Source organism: Chitinophaga sp. 9-1-y (genome assembly GCF_059511905.2).
The window spans coordinates 7,478,252-7,498,700 of sequence record NZ_CM197955.1 but is presented as its reverse complement, the minus strand read 5'-3'; the positions used below and the strand labels follow the sequence as shown (position 1 = coordinate 7,498,700).

The window sequence follows — 20,449 nt, the reverse complement described above, 5'->3', positions numbered from 1 at the left end:
GTCATTGATTCGAAAAATCCATGTAGAAATTAAGCAATTACCAGCATATTACCAATTAAAGACTCAGCCCGCCAGCGACTGACGGGCACCAACGTGTTGCATGCTGATAATGAGGCGGTTACCAGTAGGGAGTTGTTCTGCATTGTATACCTGCAGGGCTTTTATACTGGCCTGCATATGGTACTTTTCGCTCATCATATATAATCTTTCGGCCGCAATATCAATCCCCGAAGCTTGCCGCTCGCCGGTGCTGTCCAATACTTCTGTGATCAGGATACCATTGTCTTCCAGCTGAATAAACAGCCGGTCTTTTTCTTTACAAATGGTGATCACCAGCTCTCCCCCGGTTTTCTCGGGTCGCAGCAGCAGCCGGTGCCAGATGGCATATTGTACATAGGGTTGTATAATCAGTGGAGGGATAAGGGTAAACTGTTTGTTTACTTCCGGTAGCACATGCAGCTGGTATCTGAATTGTTCATCGAAGCGTAGCTGTTCGAGTTGTATATATAATTCGAGGGCATCCAGCTCGTCCTGCAGGGAAATCCATTCTTTATTAAAATTGCCGATCATGAGCCGCATCAGGCGGGAGAAGCGGGTCAGATACAGGGAGGCCATATCTGTACTGGTAGTAAGAATATAGTGATGAATAGCGTTGAGGCTATTGAATATAAAATGCGGGTCCATTTGCGCCTGGAAAGCATGTAGCTCCAGGTTGATCAGTGCATGGTGTTTGGTTATTTCTTTCGCTGAGGCTCTCCTGATTTTTCTTTCCCGGAGGATAAAAAAGACGATTAGGGTAACGAGACTTAACAAAAAAAACAGCCAGAACGGCCACTCTGCCGCAAAGACTATTTCTATGTAGTAATGTGCCACGTATAAGGTTTACCGGAAGATTATCTTCTTCTCATATAAGCGAAATAAATATCGGCTAATTAATCACCGGAAGAAAGTGGGATTTACTACGAGGTAGCTTTTTAAAGGAAAACGGGGAGAATGGGGTGAAAAGTGGCGAACCAGCTTTTAGCTGTTAGCCATTAGCTTTTAGCAAATTTTGTGAAAATCATGATAGGTTTAATCTTCGCTGCATTTGCTAAAAGCTAATGGCTAACAGCTAAAAGCTGGTTCATGCTTCCGTAAATTTATATCCAACTCCTCTTACAGAGTGGAAATAGCGGGAGTTACGGCTATCTTCTTCAAAATACTTCCGGAAGTTGAGGATAAAATTATCGATGGTACGTGTAGTAGGGTACACGTTGTAGCCCCAAACTACCTGTAATATCTTCTCGCGGGTTACTACTTCGCCTTTGTTTTCGATCAGTAATTTCAGCAGCATGGCTTCCTTTTTACTCAGCTCATAGTGCTTACCATCTTTGCCCACGCATTCCTGTGCAGCAAAGTCGATCATATTATCTCCAAAGCGATAAACATTGGGAACGCTGTCTTTGTCCTGGATTTTCTTATTTTTTACGATGAGCTTTTCTACGCGCAGCAGCAGTTCTTCCAGGTTAAACGGCTTGGTCATGTAGTCGTCGCCGCCTTTTTTGAGCCCCAGCACCCGATCGGCGCTGCTATTTTTAGCGCTCAGGAACAGGATGGGTATTTCGTTATTTTGGATGCGGATATTTTCGCATACCGCAATACCATCCATTTCGGGCAACATGATGTCCAGTATAATAAGATCGAAATATTCGTTTTTAACTGCTTTCAGCGCAGCTGTGCCGTTGTCGACTGCTGTTACCTCATATCCTTCCAGCTCCAGGTTCAGCTTCAGCGCTTCCTGAAGATTCTCTTCATCCTCCACCAGCAGTATTGATGCCTTTGTCGCTTCCTTCATGTGTTATTGTTTGATGTTACGTCGAATCCGGATTCTCTGGTATCCCTCAATTCGTTATCTAATTTACGCCGTTTGCACGGAATATTCAGGCAAGGTTATTTCAAAGCAGCTGCCGGCAGGTATATTATCCTTCACAATGATATTGCCCCCATGTTGTTCCACGATCTTGGCGGTGAGGAACAGGCCGAGGCCTGAGCCTTTGGCTTTGCGGGTGTTTTCATTTCCTACCCGATAAAATTTCAGGAAGATTCTTGCTTTTTCTTCTTCCGGTATCCCTGGTCCTTCATCGATGACCTGCAACTTCAGGTCGCTGCCACTTTCAAAGAGTTTCACAATGATGGTGGTATTCTTAGGCGCATATTTAGCGGCATTTTCCACCAGGTTACTCAGTATAATCTGTAACGTTAGTTTGTCTCCATCGAGCCATACATCCGGTAAGATCTGGGCTTGTATCTGGTGGGTACCTATGCGGCCGTCCAGGTCTTTGATGCTGCCAGCTACCAATGCTGAAAAATCAAGTGGTTCTTTGTACAGCTGATATTTATGTGTTTCCAGTTGCGCGGCCAGCAGGATATTATTACAGAGCTGGTCCAGGCGATTGGTTTCACGAATAGTATTATTAATGAGCTTCAGTTGCTTTTCTTCGTCCAGCCGGTGTTTCCGGATGGTTTCGAGGTTAAGCTTAGCGGCGGCAATGGGCGATTTCAGTTCATGCGTTACGGCCATCATAAAATTCTGTTGCTGCCGGCTGAGCTTCATATATTTCCACACCGCCCTATACACAAAGAGTGCGCCGAGTAAGATGATTCCGAGAAAAATAACGCCTTCGCCCAGGTATTTGAAAGAACGCATATGCTCTTCCTTGTTAATCCGCTGTAATTCCAGCTGATGTTCAATTGGCTGGGCAAGGCTATCTACGCGTAAATAAAGGTTTTGTCGTTCAAAGCCGCTGATCTGTTCACTTTGCCGGAACAGCAGGATCCCCCACCACACCAGGGCCGCGATGGTATATGCCAGTACTAAAAAATATACGAGGGAAACCGATTTGCCCTCCTGCATTTTATTGAAAATCTTTTTCATCATTACCTCGTGCCGGCCTTCTCAACCCGCAAGCCAACATTCATCACATGGGGTAGCGGATTTTGCCGCATATTCTGTTCAAAGGTAAACTTGTAGATACCTGGTTTATTGAGAATGGCGCGCTGTTGTATGAAAACCCGGTGTTCATAAATATCATCCAGACCGGAGCCCGCCCATTTCCCTGTTGCATCGGCGAGAGGCAGCTCTACACGCTGCTCTTTCACCGCACTATCACCCGGCGTTTGTGTGCCTACTACCAACCAGATATTACTGTAAGGGTAAGCGTCGGTATGCCGGATATTGACGTAAATATTGTACAGGTTCGCGGTGTCGTCCGGTGTTATTTTTACTTCAAAAGACGGTTTATAATCATAGGACCACTCATGCCCCGGAATTTCCAGGTTCTTCTCATAAGTGTCTAATTTAGGCGGCTTGCAGGCTGCAGCCAATAATAACAACCCTGCTGTGGCCAGAAATAGTCTGTTCATATGGTATTCGCCTTACTATAAAACGTTTAAAACTTGTTCTTTGGCTTTTTCCAGTTCATCCTTCATCAATACCACCCATTGTTGTATACCGGCATCATTGGCTTTAGAGCCGGTTGTATTTATTTCACGACCAATTTCCTGCAATACAAATCCCAGTTTCTTGCCTTTGGCAGCATCTGCATCTTTCAGTATTTCCATGAAATAGCGCAGGTGATTTTCCAGGCGGGACAATTCTTCTGAGATATCGAGTTTTTCCAGGTAGAAAATGAGCTCTTGTTCCAGGCGGTTACTGTCTACATTTTCCTTACCCACATGTTCTGCCAGCAGGCCTTCCAGGCGTTGACGGATACGGTCTTTGCGCAACGGATCCAGTTCACGTACCTTCTGCATAGAAGCATCTATGTTTTCAATACGCTGCTGCAGATCGGCTTCCAGCATCTGACCTTCATCAATACGATGGGTGTCCAGGTCTGTCAATGCGAGGCGCAGCGTACCTTCCACATCTTTCCATTCTTCCTCTGTCATTTGCTCTGTAGCCGGACTTACCACTTCTGGTAATTTCATCAGCACATTGAGCATATCGCCCTGCGGCAAATTGAGTTGATCTGCCAGCGTAGTAATAGACTGGTGATAATATTTTGCGAGATCAGTATTAATCACAACCGGTCGGGTAGCGCCATTCTGACGGATATTAATCGTTGCATCCAGGGTACCGCGTTGCAAGGTTTGTTGCATCAGGGTGCGGATGTCGAATTCATAGGGTTTCAACAAAGGGGAAAACTTCAGATTCACTTCAAACTGCTTACCATTCAGCGATTTGATCTCCACTACGATACTAGTTTCGCCTTTTGTGCTTTCTGCCCTTCCGAAGCCGGTCATTGATTTCAGCATAATAGAAATTTGTAGGTGACAAACCTAGTTAAAAAAGCTGAAAGCGGAAAGGGGAAAGCAAAAAGCTATGAAAGCGGATTTTGTCTTTGTACAGGATTAGACTGATTAGACTGATTATATTTTAAAGATTTAAAAAGAAGATAGGAGGCGAAAGCGGATACCAGCTTTCATCTCCCATCTTTCTTTATCCTGAAAATCAAATATAAAAAATCAGCATAATCAGTCTAATCCTGTACAAAGACAAAATCCGCTTCAATAGCTTTTTGCTTTGGGCTTTATGCTTTATGCTTTGAGCCTTCTATAGATCTCCTCTCTGCTTACCTGGAGGATATCTCCGGCGTTCATGCCGGCAATGGTGATATCTTCCATGCGGTAACGGACAAGCCTCAACGTAGGGAATCCTACGGCGGCAGTCATCCGTCTTACCTGGCGGTTCTTGCCTTCCGTTAGCACCATCCGGATCCAGGGGGCGGGGATGCTTTTGCGGAAACGGATAGGAGGATTGCGGGGCGGCAATAGCGGCTCTTCTGTGAAAATGGCCGCTTTACAGCGTTTGGTGCGATATAACTTTCCATCTACATTAATCTGTACCCCTGCCTGTAATTGCTGTATAGCTTCCGGCGTAACGGCTCCATCTACCTGGACCCAGTACTCCCTTTCGTGCGCATGGGTGGGCAATAACAGTCGTTGGTTGAGCGCTTTATCGTTGGTAAGGATGAGCAGGCCTTCACTGTCGTAATCCAGTCGGCCTACCGGGTACACATCTGAAGGCACTTTGAAATAATCTGCCAAACAGGCTTTATTCCCTTCCGGGGTAAAGCGTGTCAGCACCTCATATGGTTTATATATAATATAATAATTAAGCGCCACGAATTCTTTGCTTTGGTTAAGGAGCTGTAAATTAGTACTTTTGCAAATTGATTATGGCTACATCGTTCCACAATCCTTCGTGCCAACACTGTAAGGATCGTTTTTCATCAATATTCTGCAAGGCGGAACTTTGCAATCTGGAGCAAATTTCAGAGGCAAAGGTATGCTCTGTCTACAAAAAAGGACAGGTCATCTTCCATGAAGGAGCTTATCCCTTCGGCGTTTATTGCATCAACGATGGCAAAATCAAACTCTCCCACAGCGGAGACGACGGCCGCGAACAAATTGTACGCCTCATCAAAGCCGGCGATATTATGGGTTACAAAGCATTGCTGAGTAATGAACGATATACCGCCACCGCTACCGCCCTGGAAGATTCTTCTATCTGCTTCGTTCCTAAAGACTTGTTTCTCAGCATTCTACAGAAAGATGCCTCCCTTTCCTTTGAAATGATGCGCATCTTATCCAGCGAATTACGCAAAGCAGAACTGAAAATCACCCACCTGGCCCAAAAGCCGGTGAGAGAACGACTCGCAGAAACATTGCTCTTCATCAGGGAAACCTATGGCCTTGAAGCTGATGGCCAAACACTCGGCGTTCGCCTCTCCCGCGAAGAAATCGCCAACCTCGTAGGCACCGCCACCGAATCCGCCATCCGCCTGCTTTCCGAATTTAAGAAAGACGGCATGATAGAACTCGAAGGCAAAAAAATCCGCATGCTCAACCTCGCTGAAATTATCAGGACCGCCAACCTGCAGGACTAAACAGACCATTCCACCTGCTCCCCCTAAGTGCTACCCCACAGCAAAATGTGATAAATATCATATTCTCCCTTGACACATGTCATTGCACCCCCTCGCGGCTACCGATACTTTTGTATCTGTAAAACATCCGCTTTATGTTCGCCTATTCTATCATCAACTTTCATGAACTAACACCCGGAAACCTGTGCAATGTAATTGCCAATAAATTCCATTTTCCTATCACCCACCTGGCAGACCAGGTAATGACTTATTTCCACCTGGAGAGACAGGAGGACCACAGTGTCCCTTCTACGGCCGATTTACAGCAATTGCTATTCGGTAAAATGCAAACAGAAACCACACAACTCATCCGTAAAGAAACCACCGTGCTGTTTCCGGTAATCCGGAATATGTCGGCACTCAACCATCATAAAAAAAGTATCCGGCCAGCTGCCTATGATAGTATACAGCAGTCGTTCCAAAAAATATTACTGCTGCTGTCCAAACTCCGGCAAATATCCACCAACTACCAGGTACAGGCGCAATGGAGCACCGCATACAAACTTTGTGTGAGCGACATTTTCGTCTGCGAACAGCTCATACAGCAATGGATATACGTGGCACAAAACATTCTTTACCCGACCGCTATTCCAGGACATACGATGGTCATCTCCCAACAAAATATTAAAAACGTAATTATAGACTAATGGCTACCTCTTCGCATACACAAACGTCTATTACCTGCTACCATTGCGGGGAAGACTGCTCCGATACAGACATTACACTACAGGAAAAAGTATTCTGCTGCCAGGGATGTAAAACCGTGTATGAAATACTGCACCAGCACAACCTCTGCGAATACTACGACCTCAATAACAAACCCGGTGTTAGTCAACGTATCACAGCGCGAAGCGATAAATTTGCCTTTCTGGATGATGAAAAAATTGCACAACAATTATATGTTTACAAAGACGATACACAGACCCATGTGAACTTCTATATCCCGCAAATCCACTGTAGCTCGTGCTTATGGCTGCTGGAAAATTTACATAAACTGGAAGCAGGCGTACAACGTGTAACCGTTAACTTTAGTAAGAAAGAAGTACTGATCATTTTCTCCCATCCATCCACCTCCTTGCGGAAAGTAGCGGAAATACTGACCGCTATTGGATATGAACCATATATCAGTTTACAGGATCTGCAACATAAAAAGCCCGGCGCCAATCGTACACTGGTGTATCAATTGGGCGTGGCGGGCTTCTGTTTTGGCAATATTATGCTACTGAGCTTCCCGGATTACTTTGCCAGCGCCGGCGGACTGGATGCTACCTTTAACAGCCTCTTCCGCTACATGAATCTGGCACTGGCGCTACCCGTGCTCTTTTATAGTGCACAAGCTTTTTATAAGTCCGCCTGGAGTGGCTTAAAACATGGCTTCCTGAATATAGATGTGCCTATTGTACTGGCCATCCTGGTTACTTTTGCCCGCAGCCTCGTGGAAGTATTACAGGGAAACGCCGGTTACTTTGATTCCATGACAGGCATCGTTTTCTTTATGCTCATAGGAAGGGTTTTGCAAGACAAAACTTACCAGGGGCTTTCATTCGACAGAGATTATACCGCCTATTTTCCTATAGCCGTCAGCGTTATTAAAGACGATCTGGAAATTCCCACCACTTTACCTTCCATCAAAACTGGCGACACCATCCGCATTCATAACAATGAGCTGATACCCGCCGATGGCATCATTGTACGGGGAAAAGCCCTGATCGATTATAGCTTTGTTACCGGAGAATCGGCCCCTGTCAGCAAAGCCATCGGCGAAATTATTTATGCCGGCGGGCGACAGCTGGAAGGCAATCTCGAAATACTGACCATCAAAGAAGTTGCACAGAGCTATCTGACGAGCTTGTGGAACCGGGATGAGCTGAAGCAAAAAGCTGTTGAACCCGTGTCATTTGTTCATTTATTAAGTCGCTACTTTACGTGGATAGTATTAGCCATCGCCGCTATCACGGCAGGTTATTGGGTTATTCACGAGCCGGCGCGTATATGGCCCGCCGTTACTGCCATCCTGATCATTGCATGCCCTTGTGCACTGCTACTGGCATCTTCTTTTACCAACGGACATATACTACGCATTCTTAGTCGGCAAAAGCTATACCTGCGCAATGCCCAGGCCATTGAAAACATGGCTGGCACCACACATATCATCTTTGATAAAACAGGTACGCTCACCAGCAAAACAGGTAGTACGGTAATGTATTATGGTACCCGGTTAACACCGGAACAGGAAAGGCTCATCGCTGCGTTAGCCCAACATTCTACGCACCCTCTGAGTAAAGCAGTTGTACAATACTGTGGTAATCCGGCCACCAGCAACGTAGATGATTTCCAACACTTTACGGGCAAAGGTGTATGTGGTTGGGTAAACGGGTTTTTCATTCGCATGGGTAGTGCAGAATTCGCCGGTGCTCATAAAAAAAATGAGTCCGAAGGCAGTGTGGTCTATGTATCTATCAATGAAAAACTAACGGGGCTATTTACTATTAAAAATGCCTATCGTAACGGGTTACGGCAATTGATGTCCCAGCTGCAAACAAAGTATCCGTTGTCTGTACTTTCCGGAGATAATAATCATACTGCCCCTCAATTACGCAAACTCATGGGAGGTAATACCATATTACGTTTTGGGCAACAACCGGCCGATAAGCTGGCCTATGTTATTTCCCTGCAACAACAAGGTAATAAGGTGATGATGATTGGCGATGGTCTCAACGATGCCGGCGCGCTGAAGCAAGCAGATATCGGTATTTCCTTAACGGAAGACAGCAACAATTTCACACCCGCCAGCGACGGTATTATGGCGGCAGAGCAGCTGCCATTATTACTCCATTTCATACAGTTATGTAAAGCGAACAAGCGAATCATTCTCATAAGTTTTGCATTATCGCTCGGTTATAATATTACCGGTTTATATTTTGCAGTACAGGGAATGCTATCTCCGTTAGTTGCGGCTATATTAATGCCAGCCAGCTCTATCAGTATCATACTGATCACCTGGGCATGTAGCGAATGGCAGGGCCAAAAGCTTAACACCAGGGCATTGCGGCAAATGGATGATAAAAATCATATTTCTGGTTGAGTAAAGTCATAGTAGTGGCCGGCAGTGCGAATTACCTTTGTTACTACACGAAACATACATAGTATAATCTAAGCAAACCTCAATTAGCTCGCATGAAATGAGCGTGTAAACAGTCACCAAAAAGGCTGTTTACACGCAGCGGGTGAGGCATGCCGGGAATGCAGCATTGTATTACCTCACAACAAATTATAAATGAAAGGGATGAACGTAATGCAGGTAGCGGGAAATGAAAGAGTGAAGAGCTGTGCTATTCTGAAAACCAATCGCTTTGATGCCACGCTGCTCATTATGCAGCAGGGGCATCAGATTCCACCACATACATCACCGCAAAATGCGATGATATTAATACTCGAAGGGAAAGTGGCCTTTATGCTGAATGAAGAAGTAACCATCCTGGAAGCCGGAGATGTATTCTCTTTCCTTGCCAATGAAATACATGCTTTACAGGCGTTAGAAACCACTCGTTTTATTCTCATTAAATAATATAACCATGGGCGTTATCATCATTTTATTAGGAGTCAGTTTACTGGTAGCAATGGGGTTTCTGGCGGCCTTTATCTGGTCGGTAAAAACCGGGCAATTCGAAGATGATTTCTCGCCGGCACACCGGATTCTTTTTGATGAAAAGAAAGATAACGTAAACGAATAAACGCATTTATCAACACCTTTAAATACCACTATGTCACTCGAAAAATTTTATTACGACAACCGCACGGTAAAATGGTTTGCCTACGCCTGTGTATTCTGGGGTTTAATAGGCATGCTGGCTGGTCTGTGGGCCGCCCTGGAGCTGGTAATCCCTGGTCTGAATATGGGATTTGCCCCTATCACCTTTGGCAGACTCAGACCCGTACATACCAATGCTGTGATCTTTGCCTTTGTGGGTAATGGTATATTCATGGGCGTCTATTATTCATTACAACGGCTGTGCAAGGCGCGTATGTTCAGCGACCTGCTCAGCAAAATACATTTCTGGGGATGGCAGTCCATCATCGCAGGCGGCGCCATTACCTTATTCCTCGGCTACACCACCGGTAAAGAATATGCAGAACTGGAATGGCCTTTTGATATCGCCATTACACTCATCTGGCTCGTGTTTGGCGCCAATATGCTGGGTACTATTTTACGCAGACGCGAATCGCATTTATATGTGGCCATCTGGTTCTATATCGGCACCTGGGTAGCCATTGCGATGTTACATATTATTAACTCTTTCGAATTCCCTTTATCCCTGTTCAAAAGTTACAGCTGGTATGCGGGCGTACAGGATGCGCTGGTACAATGGTGGTATGGACACAATGCGGTGGCCTTCTTCCTCACCACGCCTTACCTGGGCCTGATGTATTACTTCGTTCCAAAAGCGGCTAACCGGCCGGTATATTCTTACCGCTGGTCTATTATTCACTTCTGGTCATTGATCTTTATTTACATCTGGGCGGGCCCGCACCACCTGCTGTATACTGCATTGCCTGAATGGGCGCAGTCATTGGGTACCGCCTTCAGCATCATGCTCATCGCCCCATCCTGGGGAGGTATGCTCAATGGTTTACTCACACTTCGCGGCGCCTGGGACCGGGTAAGAGAAGATGCAATTCTTAAATTCTTTGTAGTAGCGCTTACCTGCTATGGTATGGCCACTTTCGAAGGACCCATGTTATCGCTGAAAAATGTAAACGCCATCAGTCACTATACCGACTGGACCATTGCCCACGTACACGTTGGCGCCCTGGGCTGGAATGGCTTCCTGACCTTTGGTATTCTCTACTGGCTGATTCCACGCATATTTGACACACAACTGTATTCCCGCAAATGGGCCAATACCCACTTCTGGATTGGTACCCTCGGTATTATCTTCTATGTAATTCCGCTCTACTGGGCTGCCTTTACACAAAGTATGATGTGGAAACAGTTTACGGAAGAAGGACAACTGAAATACCAGTTCCTGGAAACCGTGACTACCATCGTTCCTATGTATGCGTTGCGTGCAGTAGGAGGAGTGTTATACCTCAGCGGTCTGGTACTGATGATTGTAAACCTGACCAAAACCATTCGCCGTGGCTCTTTTGTAGCGAATGAAGCCGCAGAAGCAGCGCCTTTACCAAAAGTAATTCCTACACATGGTAAAGCACACTGGCATAACTGGATAGAACGTCGTCCGCTGCAGCTGGTAGCATTTAGCCTGGTAGTAGTAGCCATTGGCGGTTTACTGGAAATGATGCCCACCTTCCTGATACGCAGCAATATACCTACTATCAGCAGCGTGAAACCATATACACCACTGGAACTACATGGCCGTGATATCTACCTGAGAGAAGGTTGTTATACCTGCCACTCTCAAATGATACGTCCTTTCCGCGATGAAGTGGCCCGTTATGGCGAATACTCCAAAGCCGGTGAGTTTGTATATGATCATCCTTTCCAATGGGGATCTAAACGTACCGGTCCGGATCTGGCGCGCATAGGCGGTAAATATCCTGATTCCTGGCACTTCAACCACATGCTGGATCCTACGTCTATGTCGCCCGGTTCTATCATGCCTGCCTATCCATGGCTGTTTGAAGAACGGGTAGATAAAGGCAAAACACCTGCAATGATCAATGTAATGCGCAAGCTGGGAGTACCTTATGCAGAGGGCTATGAAAAACAAGCCATCGCCGACCTCGACAAACAAGCGCAGGACATTGCGGCATCCCTGCAAAAAGACAAGCTCCCTATCAAACCAGATCGTGAAATCATAGCATTGATCGCCTATCTGCAGCGTATGGGTAAAGATATTAAGCTGGCGCCCAAACCGGCTCCAGACACCGAAAAAGCAACCTTTTAAATAACGCATCATGAAGTTCATTAACTACCTGGAATCAATAGCCGGCATCAGCGTTTATCCAATGGCATCGCTGCTGTTGTTATTTACCTTCTTTATAGGTGCTTCCCTATGGGCTTTTAAAGCAGATAAAAAAATGGTGGATCGGATCAGCCGAATTCCTTTAGACAATGATGAGACTAATTCTCTGTAAAAGAAAATGTATGAATAAACGATTTGTACAGCTACTCGCCGGCTGTTTATTAGGCACCCTGCCGGCCGTTGCAGATAGCGGCGCCAATGCCCCGTCAGAACTATATGATCCGGTAGCCCTGTTGCTGCTAACCGTCATAGGCGGACTATTACTGGCCATTATAATTCTTGGTAATGCCGTATTAGGAGCCATGGATATTTTTAGGGAGAAGATGAAAAAAGATGCGGGCAAAGCTTTGATCACCATCGGCGTTATTTCACTAACACTCTTTAGTCAGTCAACGTTTGCAACATCCGTGATTACGACGGAAGCCAACCCATATTTCACCCGTTTATCATCTACCTCTTTTTACCTAATGGTATCTGTCATCATCGTAGAAGTAGGGGTGATCATCAGCCTGCTGTTTGTGCTACGTTTCCTGGCAGGTATCAAACGGAAACGCAAGCCGGCTAAAGTACCGGTTCCCGGTAAACCTAAAGTCTCCTGGTTTGAAAAATTAAACAATACCAAAACCGTAGATGCCGCTGCAGAAGCAGATGAAGACATGGGCCACGACTTTGACGGCATCCATGAATTAAATAATCCAACACCTCCCTGGTGGAAATGGGGATTCATTTTCACGGTATGCTTTGGCGTAGTATACTTCTGGCGTACAGAAATCTCGCATTCAGCCCCCAGCCAGCTGGAAGAGCTGGCTGCTGCGGAAGAAAAAGCCGCTATTGCCAAAGAAGAATACCTGAAAAAAGCTGCTAATAATATTGATGAAAACAATGTGGTTCTGCTTACGGACGCCAATGATATTGCGGCCGGCCAAAAGATGTTTGTTTCCAGCTGTGCGCCCTGTCACGGGCCACAGGGGCAAGGGGTGGTAGGACCTAATTTAACAGACGATTACTGGCTGCACGGGGGCAAAATCAATGAGGTATTTAAAACCATTAAATATGGTGTGGCGGATAAAGGAATGAAATCCTGGCAGGAAGACTTTTCGCCCAAGCAACTGGCGCAGCTGGCGAGTTTTATTAAATCGATCCATGGCAGCAATCCGCCTAATCCCAAAGAAGCACAGGGACAGAAAGAATAACTGACAAGCAGGGATAAAAAAGTATACACATGAGTAACAGCACATTCAGAGATACAATAGCCACCGTTGATAAACAAGGCAAGCGCAACTGGATTTTTGCGAAGCAGCCCGAAGGGCGCTGGTATAATATCCGTAGTTGGGTGAGTCTCTTCTATTTTAGTGTTTTCTTTAGCCTGCCGTTTATTTCTATAAATGGCAGGCCTTTATTCCTGCTGAATGTGATCGAAGGAAAATTCATTCTCTTCGGGGCTATTTTCTGGCCGCAGGACTTTTTCATCTTTGGGTTGGCGATGCTGGCATTCATTCTTTTCATCGTAGTATTTACCATGGCTTTCGGGCGGCTTTTCTGCGGTTGGATGTGCCCACAAACCATCTTCATGGAAATGTTGTTCCGCAGGCTGGAATACTGGATAGAAGGCGATGCGGCGGCACAGCGAATGTTACAGCAGTCGCCCTGGAATGCTAACAAAATTATTCGTAAAACAGGTAAGCACCTGGCCTTTTATGCATTATCCTTTCTAATTGCCAATATGTTCCTGGCGTATATCATCGGGGCCAGGGCATTAGGACGCATTATCACCGAGCCGGTGTCAGCGCATACCGGTGGCTTTATTGCCCTGCTGGTGTTTTCGGGTGTATTCTATGGCGTGTTTGCCTTTATGCGGGAACAGATCTGCACCATTGTATGCCCCTACGGCCGTTTACAAGGCGTATTGCTAGATAAAAACTCCATACTGGTAGCATATGACTATGAAAGGGGAGAACCCCGTGCTAAGTTCCGCAAACACGATACCAGCGCACATGGCGATTGCATCGACTGTATGCAATGCGTGAAAGTATGTCCAACAGGCATAGATATACGGAATGGCACCCAGCTGGAATGTGTGAACTGTACCGCCTGTATAGATGCCTGCGATTTTATGATGGAACAAACAGGCCGCGCTAAAGGACTGATACGCTATGCCTCAGAAAACGGCATCGCCCAAAAACAACCATTACGATTTACCACCCGGCTGAAAGTATATAGTACTGTACTGGTATTATTGCTGGTGGTCATCAGCTTTATGCTGGGCAGCCGTAAGCCGGTAAGCGGCACCATTATGCGCACAGCAGGCATGCTGTACCAGGAGCGGGGCACAGACAGCCTCTCCAACCTCTACCGCATTAAACTGGTCAATAAAACCACCAGGGACATTCCGCTGGAATTGAAACTGGAAGATGAAAACGGCGTGGTGTCAATGATCGGTAACCAGGTGATTCATGTGAAAGCGGAAGGACAGGGAGAAGGTACCTTTTTCATTGTGCTGCCCAAAACAATGGTACATCAACGAAAGTCCACGTGCTACGTAGGACTATATGAACATAACGAAAGAATTACCCGTTTACGCACCACCTTTTTGGGACCGGTACAATAAACAGGTATCGATATATACATCTCTAAAACTGATTATCATGAACTGGGGACATAAGATTATCATTGTATTTGTAGTGTTTGCTGCCGGCATCCTTACACTGGTCACCAAAAGCATGCGCACTAAAATAGACATGGTGACACCGGACTACTACGGCGAAGAATTAAAATACCAACAGGTGATAGACGGGAAACAAAATGCGGCGGGGCTTTCTTCCCCCATTACCGTTACCCAACCGGAGGGCGGTGTGCTGCTCACCTTTCCACATGAGTTACAGGGGAAGAAGATTACCGGCCAACTCACCTTTTACCGACCTTCTGATTCCGGTAAAGATATTCACCTCCCTCTTCAGGCAGATGATGCCGGACATCAATTGATAAACAGGCAGTTATTCATCAAAGGCCAGTATCGTTTAAAGGTACAATGGACCATGAATGACCGCCCTTTTTACCAGGAACAGTCCCTTCACATTAACTAATCCAAAACGATTGATATGATTGCCTCCTTTATGCTTGGTTTTGTTGGCAGCTTTCACTGCATTGGTATGTGTGGGCCCATTGCCCTTACCCTGCCCGTGCAACACCTTACCGGCAGTAAAAAGATGGCAGGCATCCTGCTGTATAACGCAGGACGCGTCAGCGCCTATGCTATCCTTGGAATCATCTTCGGATGGCTGGGGAAACAACTCTACCTGGGCGGCTTACAGCAATGGCTATCTATCATTATCGGTAGTCTTCTACTGTTGATCGCCGGCCTGAAGTACAGTGGTATACGGTGGACAAAAGCATCGCAACGCCCCAATGCCTTTACGCAGAAAATTAAATCCCTGCTGGGCAGGCTACTCCAACAACAACGATTCCGTACGCTATATGCCATCGGATTTTTGAACGGACTCCTGCCATGTGGACTCGTATACCTGGCTATTGCCGGCGCCATTGCTACCGGCGATATAGGCAAAGGGGCATTGTTCATGGCCGCCTTTGGAGCAGGTACCATGCCCGCTATGATTGGGGTTACTTCATTCAGTCACCTGGTTACCCTTTCCGCCAGGAATAAAATGCGCCGTATGATACCTGTGGTAGTGAGCCTTATGGGAATTTTACTGATCCTTCGGGGCCTTAACCTGGGCATTCCTTACATCAGCCCTACTATGGTACCACAGAGTGAACATGTTGTTAAAAATTGTTGTCATAAATCATAAGTCATCATGAGCCTCATCAGTAAATATAACGTTGCCGCACCGCGATATACCAGTTACCCTACTGTTCCTTACTGGGAAGAGAACACCTTTAATGTTGACCATTGGAAAGCGCTATTAAAAAAGTCATTCCAGGAGTCTAATGGCAGGGATGGTATCAGTATCTATATTCACCTTCCGTTTTGTGAAAGCATGTGTACTTACTGTGGTTGCAATAAGTATATCACCGTTAATCATGGCGTAGAAGCGCCTTATATCGCTACGTTGTTGAAAGAGTGGGAACTGTATGTAAATACCTTTGGTAGCAAACCCCGCATCCGTGAATTGCACCTGGGAGGAGGGACACCCACCTTCTTCAGCGCTGAAAATTTATCGGCCTTGCTCAAAGGTATTTACAGTCATGCAGAATTACTCCCGGATGCTTCGCTGAGTTTTGAAGGACACCCCGGCAATACCACACCTGAACACCTGCAAACATTATACAACCTGGGCTTCCGCAGAATCAGCCTGGGCATACAGGATTTCGACAAACGGGTACAGGAAATCATCAATCGCATCCAGCCTTTTGAAATGGTGGCCTCTGTAGTAGAGAACGCCAGGAAGATAGGGTTTACGTCTATCAACTTCGACCTGATCTATGGTTTACCATTACAAACGCCCAACAGCATACAAAACACCATAGACAAGGTGGTAAGATTACGTCCTGATCGCATCTCTTTTTACAGTTATGCACATGTACCCTGGATCAAGGGAACAGGACAACGCCGGTATACAGAAGCAGATTTACCCGGAGATGAAGAGAAAAGGCAGTTATATGAACTGGGTAAGTTGCTATTTGACAGCAATGGTTACACCGAAATAGGTATGGACCATTTTGCATTGCCGGGAGAAGCCCTGCATACTGCTTTTAAACAAGGCAGATTACACCGCAACTTCATGGGGTATACTGTTACGCATACCTCGCTGCTGGTGGGTTTGGGCGCATCTTCTATAGGTGACAACTGGTACGCGTATGTTCAAAATGAAAAAAAGATTGACATCTACCAGGAGCTGGTCAACAAAGGTGAGTTTCCGGTAGTACGTGGTCATATACTCAGTGAAGAAGACCTCTTACTAAGGAAGCATATACAGGATCTCATGTGTCATTTCGAAACTACCTGGCACAAAGCAGATACACAATGCGAAGCGGTGATAGAAGGGATACAAAGATTACAGGAACTGGAGAAGGATGAACTGGTAACGGTACTCCCTCAAAAGGTGATGGTAACTGCCAAAGGCAAGCCTTTTATACGCAACATCTGTATGGCTTTCGACGCCCGTCTGTGGCGACAAGTACCACATTCACAATTGTTTAGCAAGTCTATCTAAACAGGATGTTTGCTGTTTTTATACTTCATCGGAGTAGTTGGAAAGAGCGACAGAGATTTGTTGTTGTTCCGACATCTCCGGTGAGGCATAAAAAAACAGAAAAAAAATCTGGTCGGGAAGGGATAAAAAAACGTTGTTGGAGGGTAAAATTCCCAAAAAGTAGAAAAAATGAGGGGGAGTGTCTTTTCACCTTCCTGCCATGAGAATGGTAAAAAGTGGAAGTGTAGTTAGTGATAATTTTTAGTGAGATAAAATTCTGATCTGCTGTAACGCTTTATTCGTGCGGGTTTCAGAGGCAATAAAAAAAGTCTGACCGTTTAAACAATCAGACTTTCTTGTTATGTGAATGGGTTAGTAAGTACAGGGAAACAAAATTCCCTACACAATATTAAAAAGAATTTCATCACAAAAGAAAAATTTTACAAAAAAATTTATTCACACCACTAAAATAATTGTGGATAACAGCAGGTGGAAACTTTCCAAACGTTGTTATCATCTCCCCAAATTTTGATCATTGGAATTGTTGATTCACTACCTTTGTTACTCTTTAACATTATTTAATAATTCAGAGTATATGAAGTTCGAAGCACCTGTTGCAGTAACTGAAATAGCAGCATATATAGGCGCAGAGCTGATTGGCAACAGTCAATTGATGGCCACCGGCATTAATGAAATACATAAGGTAACGCCAGGAGATATCTCCTTTGTTGACTTTGAGAAATACTATAATGCCAGTCTTAATTCCGCAGCCACCATCATCATCATTAACAAAAAGGTAGACTGCCCCGAAGGCAAGGCAATTTTGGTGCTTGATGACCCATTCAGTGCCTATGTAAAACTGGTAAAAAGATTCAGACCATTTGAACCGGCAACCAAAGCCATCAGCGATAGTGCGGTAATAGGAGAGGGTACTGTTATTCAACCCAACGTATTCATTGGTAACCATGTGCGTATTGGAAGTAACTGCCTCATACACCCCAACGTTACCATCTACGATCATTGTGTGATTGGTGATAACGTCATCATTCATGCCGGTACAGTACTGGGTAGTGATGCTTTTTACTTTAAGAAAAGAGCAGAGCGGGAAGTAATGTATGATAAACTGGAGAGCTGTGGCAGAGTGATCATAGAAGACAGTGTGGAAATAGGCGCCGGCTGTACCATCGACAAAGGCGTAAGTGGAGATACCATCATAGGCCGGGGTACTAAACTGGATAATATGATCCACATCGGACATGGTACTGTAGTAGGCAAGAACTGCCTCATTGCTGCACAGGTAGGTATTGCCGGTAAAGCGCACATCGAAGACAACGTAATCCTCTGGGGACAAGTAGGTGTAAACAAAGACCTCACCATCGGAAAAGGTGCGGTAGTACTTGCACAAAGTGGTGTACCTTCCAGTCTTGAAGGTGGCAAAGTATACTTCGGTTCTCCCGTAGATGATGCCCGTACAAAAAGGAAAGAAATTAGCTGGGTCAAACGTATTCCTGAAATCTGGGAAAAAGTAAAAGATCTTAAATAAGATATGCAGAAACGGGTTGTTTATTTGCCTTCCGGGCAGATAAACAACCCGCCATCGCCCCTTCATTCTAAACCCACCCACTTCATGAAACCATTCTTTGCCGCTTTAATTAGTGTACTGCTCTGGAGTTGCAGCACCCCCAACAACACCCATACAACCCCCTCTCTCTATAGCAACGACCAGCAATGGACCACCGGGGTGAAAGACAGCTGGCTATCAGCAAAAACGGTCTCCTTAGGCGCTTATACCACTACCTCCCGCAAAAATGGAGTAGCGGAGGCCACCTTCATCAAAGACCCTAAAAACGCCTTTAATTTCTATCTGAACGGCAATGACGAACATGTGTTGGTGCAAACCATGAATACAACGGCTATTGCCTTTACCAATCGCAATTTACCGGCTTATTTAAGTGGTTTACCGGGCAATACAGACCTTCACTATACTTTAATCAACGGCACCAAAAATGAGCCATTAAAGCGCTGGGAAATGATTGTTAAATCGCCTCACTACCTGGAACTAAACGAAAACAAACCGGTAGGCGTACTACGATCGGCTGATACAGACATCCGCATCACCGCTCATAACCGTTTGGGCAAGGTTAATTCTTATGAAAACATCTGCTATGAGTTCCAGTACCGCGGACAACCCGTAGCGGCAGTAAAGCCTGGCGATAAGTCAACCGGCAGTAAGCCCAAAGTATGGGTAAGTAAGGAGGCAGATCCTGAAATGACGAAAACACTGTCGGCTGCGATGGCCGCTTTCTTGTGGTGATATTGCTTTATCTCCGGTTATTGGCCGGCGCGTTCGGCCAAAAAGGCGGACGCTATTTCCCGGATAGTTTGTTCTAATGGCCGGAACTGGAAAGCCGGTAATGCATTCAGCACTTTGGTATTTTCATAGGTTACTTTCATTTGCGCAGTACGGGCAGTTTCTTTTGTTACCAGTGGATGTTTGCCGGTAAGCATCCCTTTTACTTTTTCCAGGCGCCATACTACTTCTGCCATCCAGGGCTTCGCAGCTATATGAGGAGGCTTCTTACCTAATGCATGTGCCATGGTGGTAAAAAGACGTTGATACCCCCAGTTGTCGGCAGAAAGTATAAAGCGCTCTCCCTGGATATCACTGTCCATCAGCAGTACCATCGCTGTCACTACATCGGCAACATCTACAAAGCCGTTAACACCTTCGGTATAGTAAGGAAATTCTTTCCAGGCGTTTTTCAGTAATGCCCCGGAACCATCGTCCCAGAAGCCTGCACCGAGAATGATAGAAGGATTTACAATAACGGCATCCAATCCTTCTGCCATGCCTCTCCACACTTCCATTTCTCCCTGGAACTTACTGATGCTATAGCGCGAGTTATTTTTGCTGTCTTCCCACTCACAAGCTTCATTGACAGCGGCATTTTCCCTCGCTCTGCCAATGGCAGCCACAGAGCTTACATAGAGCAGCTTTTTCACACCGGCATCTAATGCCATATTCACTACGTTAGCAGTTCCTTCTACGTTAATCTTCAGAAGACGGTCTTTATCGGCCGACTGGAAAGACACCATCGCCGCACAGTGATATACCTGCGTAACACCCACCAGGGCATCTTCCAGGGTGAAGATATCCAGGATGTCGCCCTGTACCCATTCTATTTTGTCGGAAATATCCTGCAACCGGGGAGAAGGTTGTTGGCGGTACAATGCCCTCACCGGTTTACCGGCAGCAACTAATGCCCGAATTAAATGACTACCTAAAAACCCTGTTCCGCCAGTTACTAAAATCATGAAGACTAAATTCTAATGCTTTAAGAGGCCC

At 45.7% G+C, this 20,449-nt stretch carries 21 protein-coding genes; 14 read left to right on the top strand and 7 right to left on the bottom strand.

Features of this window, described 5'->3' with window-relative positions:
- Positions 1-63: 63 nt before the first annotated feature.
- The 6 genes from AC5ZC7_RS29885 to AC5ZC7_RS29860 form a co-directional block, all read right to left on the bottom strand.
- Complete coding sequence (locus AC5ZC7_RS29885; RefSeq protein ID WP_496161069.1) at positions 64-873, bottom strand: histidine kinase; 810 nt, start codon at positions 871-873, stop codon at positions 64-66.
- Positions 874-1,123: 250 nt separating this feature from the next.
- Entirely contained in the window at positions 1,124-1,834 is a 711-nt protein-coding gene (locus AC5ZC7_RS29880; protein ID WP_291915691.1) for a response regulator transcription factor, read from the bottom strand.
- A 63-nt stretch (positions 1,835-1,897) separates the two neighbouring features.
- A complete protein-coding gene (locus AC5ZC7_RS29875; RefSeq protein ID WP_511911292.1) occupies positions 1,898-2,893 on the bottom strand; it encodes a sensor histidine kinase in 996 nt (331 codons plus the stop codon).
- A gap of 23 nt (positions 2,894-2,916) precedes the next feature.
- Complete coding sequence (locus AC5ZC7_RS29870) at positions 2,917-3,402, bottom strand: gliding motility lipoprotein GldH (RefSeq protein WP_496161067.1); 486 nt, start codon at positions 3,400-3,402, stop codon at positions 2,917-2,919.
- Positions 3,403-3,417: 15 nt separating this feature from the next.
- Positions 3,418-4,293 (bottom strand): YicC/YloC family endoribonuclease, encoded by an 876-nt coding sequence (locus tag AC5ZC7_RS29865; protein WP_496161066.1) that lies wholly within the window; start codon positions 4,291-4,293, stop codon positions 3,418-3,420.
- A 282-nt stretch (positions 4,294-4,575) separates the two neighbouring features.
- On the bottom strand, positions 4,576-5,124 hold the full coding sequence (locus AC5ZC7_RS29860) for a pseudouridine synthase (protein WP_511911291.1): 549 nt from the start codon (positions 5,122-5,124) through the stop codon (positions 4,576-4,578).
- Positions 5,125-5,216: 92 nt separating this feature from the next.
- On the opposite strand from AC5ZC7_RS29860, the gene AC5ZC7_RS29855 reads away from it, so the two are divergent.
- From AC5ZC7_RS29855 to AC5ZC7_RS29790, 14 genes are all read left to right on the top strand, one after another.
- Positions 5,217-5,927 carry a cyclic nucleotide-binding domain-containing protein gene (locus AC5ZC7_RS29855; RefSeq protein WP_496161064.1) on the top strand — a complete coding sequence of 237 codons (711 nt, stop codon included), beginning with the start codon at positions 5,217-5,219 and terminating at the stop codon, positions 5,925-5,927.
- 134 nt (positions 5,928-6,061) lie between these two features.
- Complete coding sequence (locus AC5ZC7_RS29850; RefSeq protein WP_496161063.1) at positions 6,062-6,613, top strand: hypothetical protein; 552 nt, start codon at positions 6,062-6,064, stop codon at positions 6,611-6,613.
- Positions 6,613-9,051 carry a heavy metal translocating P-type ATPase metal-binding domain-containing protein gene (locus AC5ZC7_RS29845; protein WP_496161062.1) on the top strand — a complete coding sequence of 813 codons (2,439 nt, stop codon included), beginning with the start codon at positions 6,613-6,615 and terminating at the stop codon, positions 9,049-9,051. Before AC5ZC7_RS29850 ends, AC5ZC7_RS29845 begins: the two co-directional genes overlap by 1 nt.
- Positions 9,052-9,243: 192 nt before the next feature.
- Entirely contained in the window at positions 9,244-9,534 is a 291-nt protein-coding gene (locus AC5ZC7_RS29840) for a cupin domain-containing protein (RefSeq protein WP_496161061.1), read from the top strand.
- A gap of 7 nt (positions 9,535-9,541) precedes the next feature.
- Positions 9,542-9,700, top strand: a complete 159-nt coding sequence (ccoS, locus tag AC5ZC7_RS29835; RefSeq protein WP_496161060.1) for a cbb3-type cytochrome oxidase assembly protein CcoS — start codon at positions 9,542-9,544, stop codon at positions 9,698-9,700.
- A gap of 30 nt (positions 9,701-9,730) precedes the next feature.
- The gene (gene ccoN, locus AC5ZC7_RS29830) at positions 9,731-11,875 is read left to right on the top strand and encodes a cytochrome-c oxidase, cbb3-type subunit I (protein ID WP_496161059.1); all 2,145 of its coding nucleotides are present in this window, start codon (positions 9,731-9,733) and stop codon (positions 11,873-11,875) included.
- A 10-nt stretch (positions 11,876-11,885) separates the two neighbouring features.
- A complete protein-coding gene (locus AC5ZC7_RS29825; RefSeq protein WP_496161058.1) occupies positions 11,886-12,065 on the top strand; it encodes a CcoQ/FixQ family Cbb3-type cytochrome c oxidase assembly chaperone in 180 nt (59 codons plus the stop codon).
- A 10-nt stretch (positions 12,066-12,075) separates the two neighbouring features.
- Complete coding sequence (locus AC5ZC7_RS29820) at positions 12,076-13,146, top strand: cbb3-type cytochrome c oxidase N-terminal domain-containing protein (RefSeq protein ID WP_496161057.1); 1,071 nt, start codon at positions 12,076-12,078, stop codon at positions 13,144-13,146.
- Positions 13,147-13,175: 29 nt separating this feature from the next.
- Positions 13,176-14,561: a cytochrome c oxidase accessory protein CcoG gene (gene ccoG, locus AC5ZC7_RS29815; RefSeq protein WP_496161056.1), complete on the top strand. Its 1,386-nt coding sequence runs from the start codon at positions 13,176-13,178 to the stop codon at positions 14,559-14,561.
- Positions 14,562-14,598: 37 nt separating this feature from the next.
- Positions 14,599-15,036 carry a FixH family protein gene (locus tag AC5ZC7_RS29810; protein ID WP_496161055.1) on the top strand — a complete coding sequence of 146 codons (438 nt, stop codon included), beginning with the start codon at positions 14,599-14,601 and terminating at the stop codon, positions 15,034-15,036.
- A 15-nt stretch (positions 15,037-15,051) separates the two neighbouring features.
- Positions 15,052-15,759 (top strand): urease accessory protein UreH domain-containing protein, encoded by a 708-nt coding sequence (locus AC5ZC7_RS29805; RefSeq protein ID WP_496161054.1) that lies wholly within the window; start codon positions 15,052-15,054, stop codon positions 15,757-15,759.
- A 6-nt stretch (positions 15,760-15,765) separates the two neighbouring features.
- Positions 15,766-17,124 (top strand): oxygen-independent coproporphyrinogen III oxidase, encoded by a 1,359-nt coding sequence (hemN, locus tag AC5ZC7_RS29800; RefSeq protein ID WP_496161053.1) that lies wholly within the window; start codon positions 15,766-15,768, stop codon positions 17,122-17,124.
- 574 nt (positions 17,125-17,698) lie between these two features.
- Complete coding sequence (locus tag AC5ZC7_RS29795) at positions 17,699-18,646, top strand: UDP-3-O-(3-hydroxymyristoyl)glucosamine N-acyltransferase (protein ID WP_496161052.1); 948 nt, start codon at positions 17,699-17,701, stop codon at positions 18,644-18,646.
- Between the two features lie 84 nt (positions 18,647-18,730).
- Positions 18,731-19,417 carry a hypothetical protein gene (locus AC5ZC7_RS29790; protein WP_496161051.1) on the top strand — a complete coding sequence of 229 codons (687 nt, stop codon included), beginning with the start codon at positions 18,731-18,733 and terminating at the stop codon, positions 19,415-19,417.
- Between the two features lie 17 nt (positions 19,418-19,434).
- Here the strand turns inward: AC5ZC7_RS29790 and AC5ZC7_RS29785 are convergent, their stop codons facing one another.
- Positions 19,435-20,418 (bottom strand): NAD-dependent epimerase/dehydratase family protein, encoded by a 984-nt coding sequence (locus tag AC5ZC7_RS29785; RefSeq protein ID WP_496161050.1) that lies wholly within the window; start codon positions 20,416-20,418, stop codon positions 19,435-19,437.
- Between the last annotated feature and the right edge of the window lie 31 nt (positions 20,419-20,449).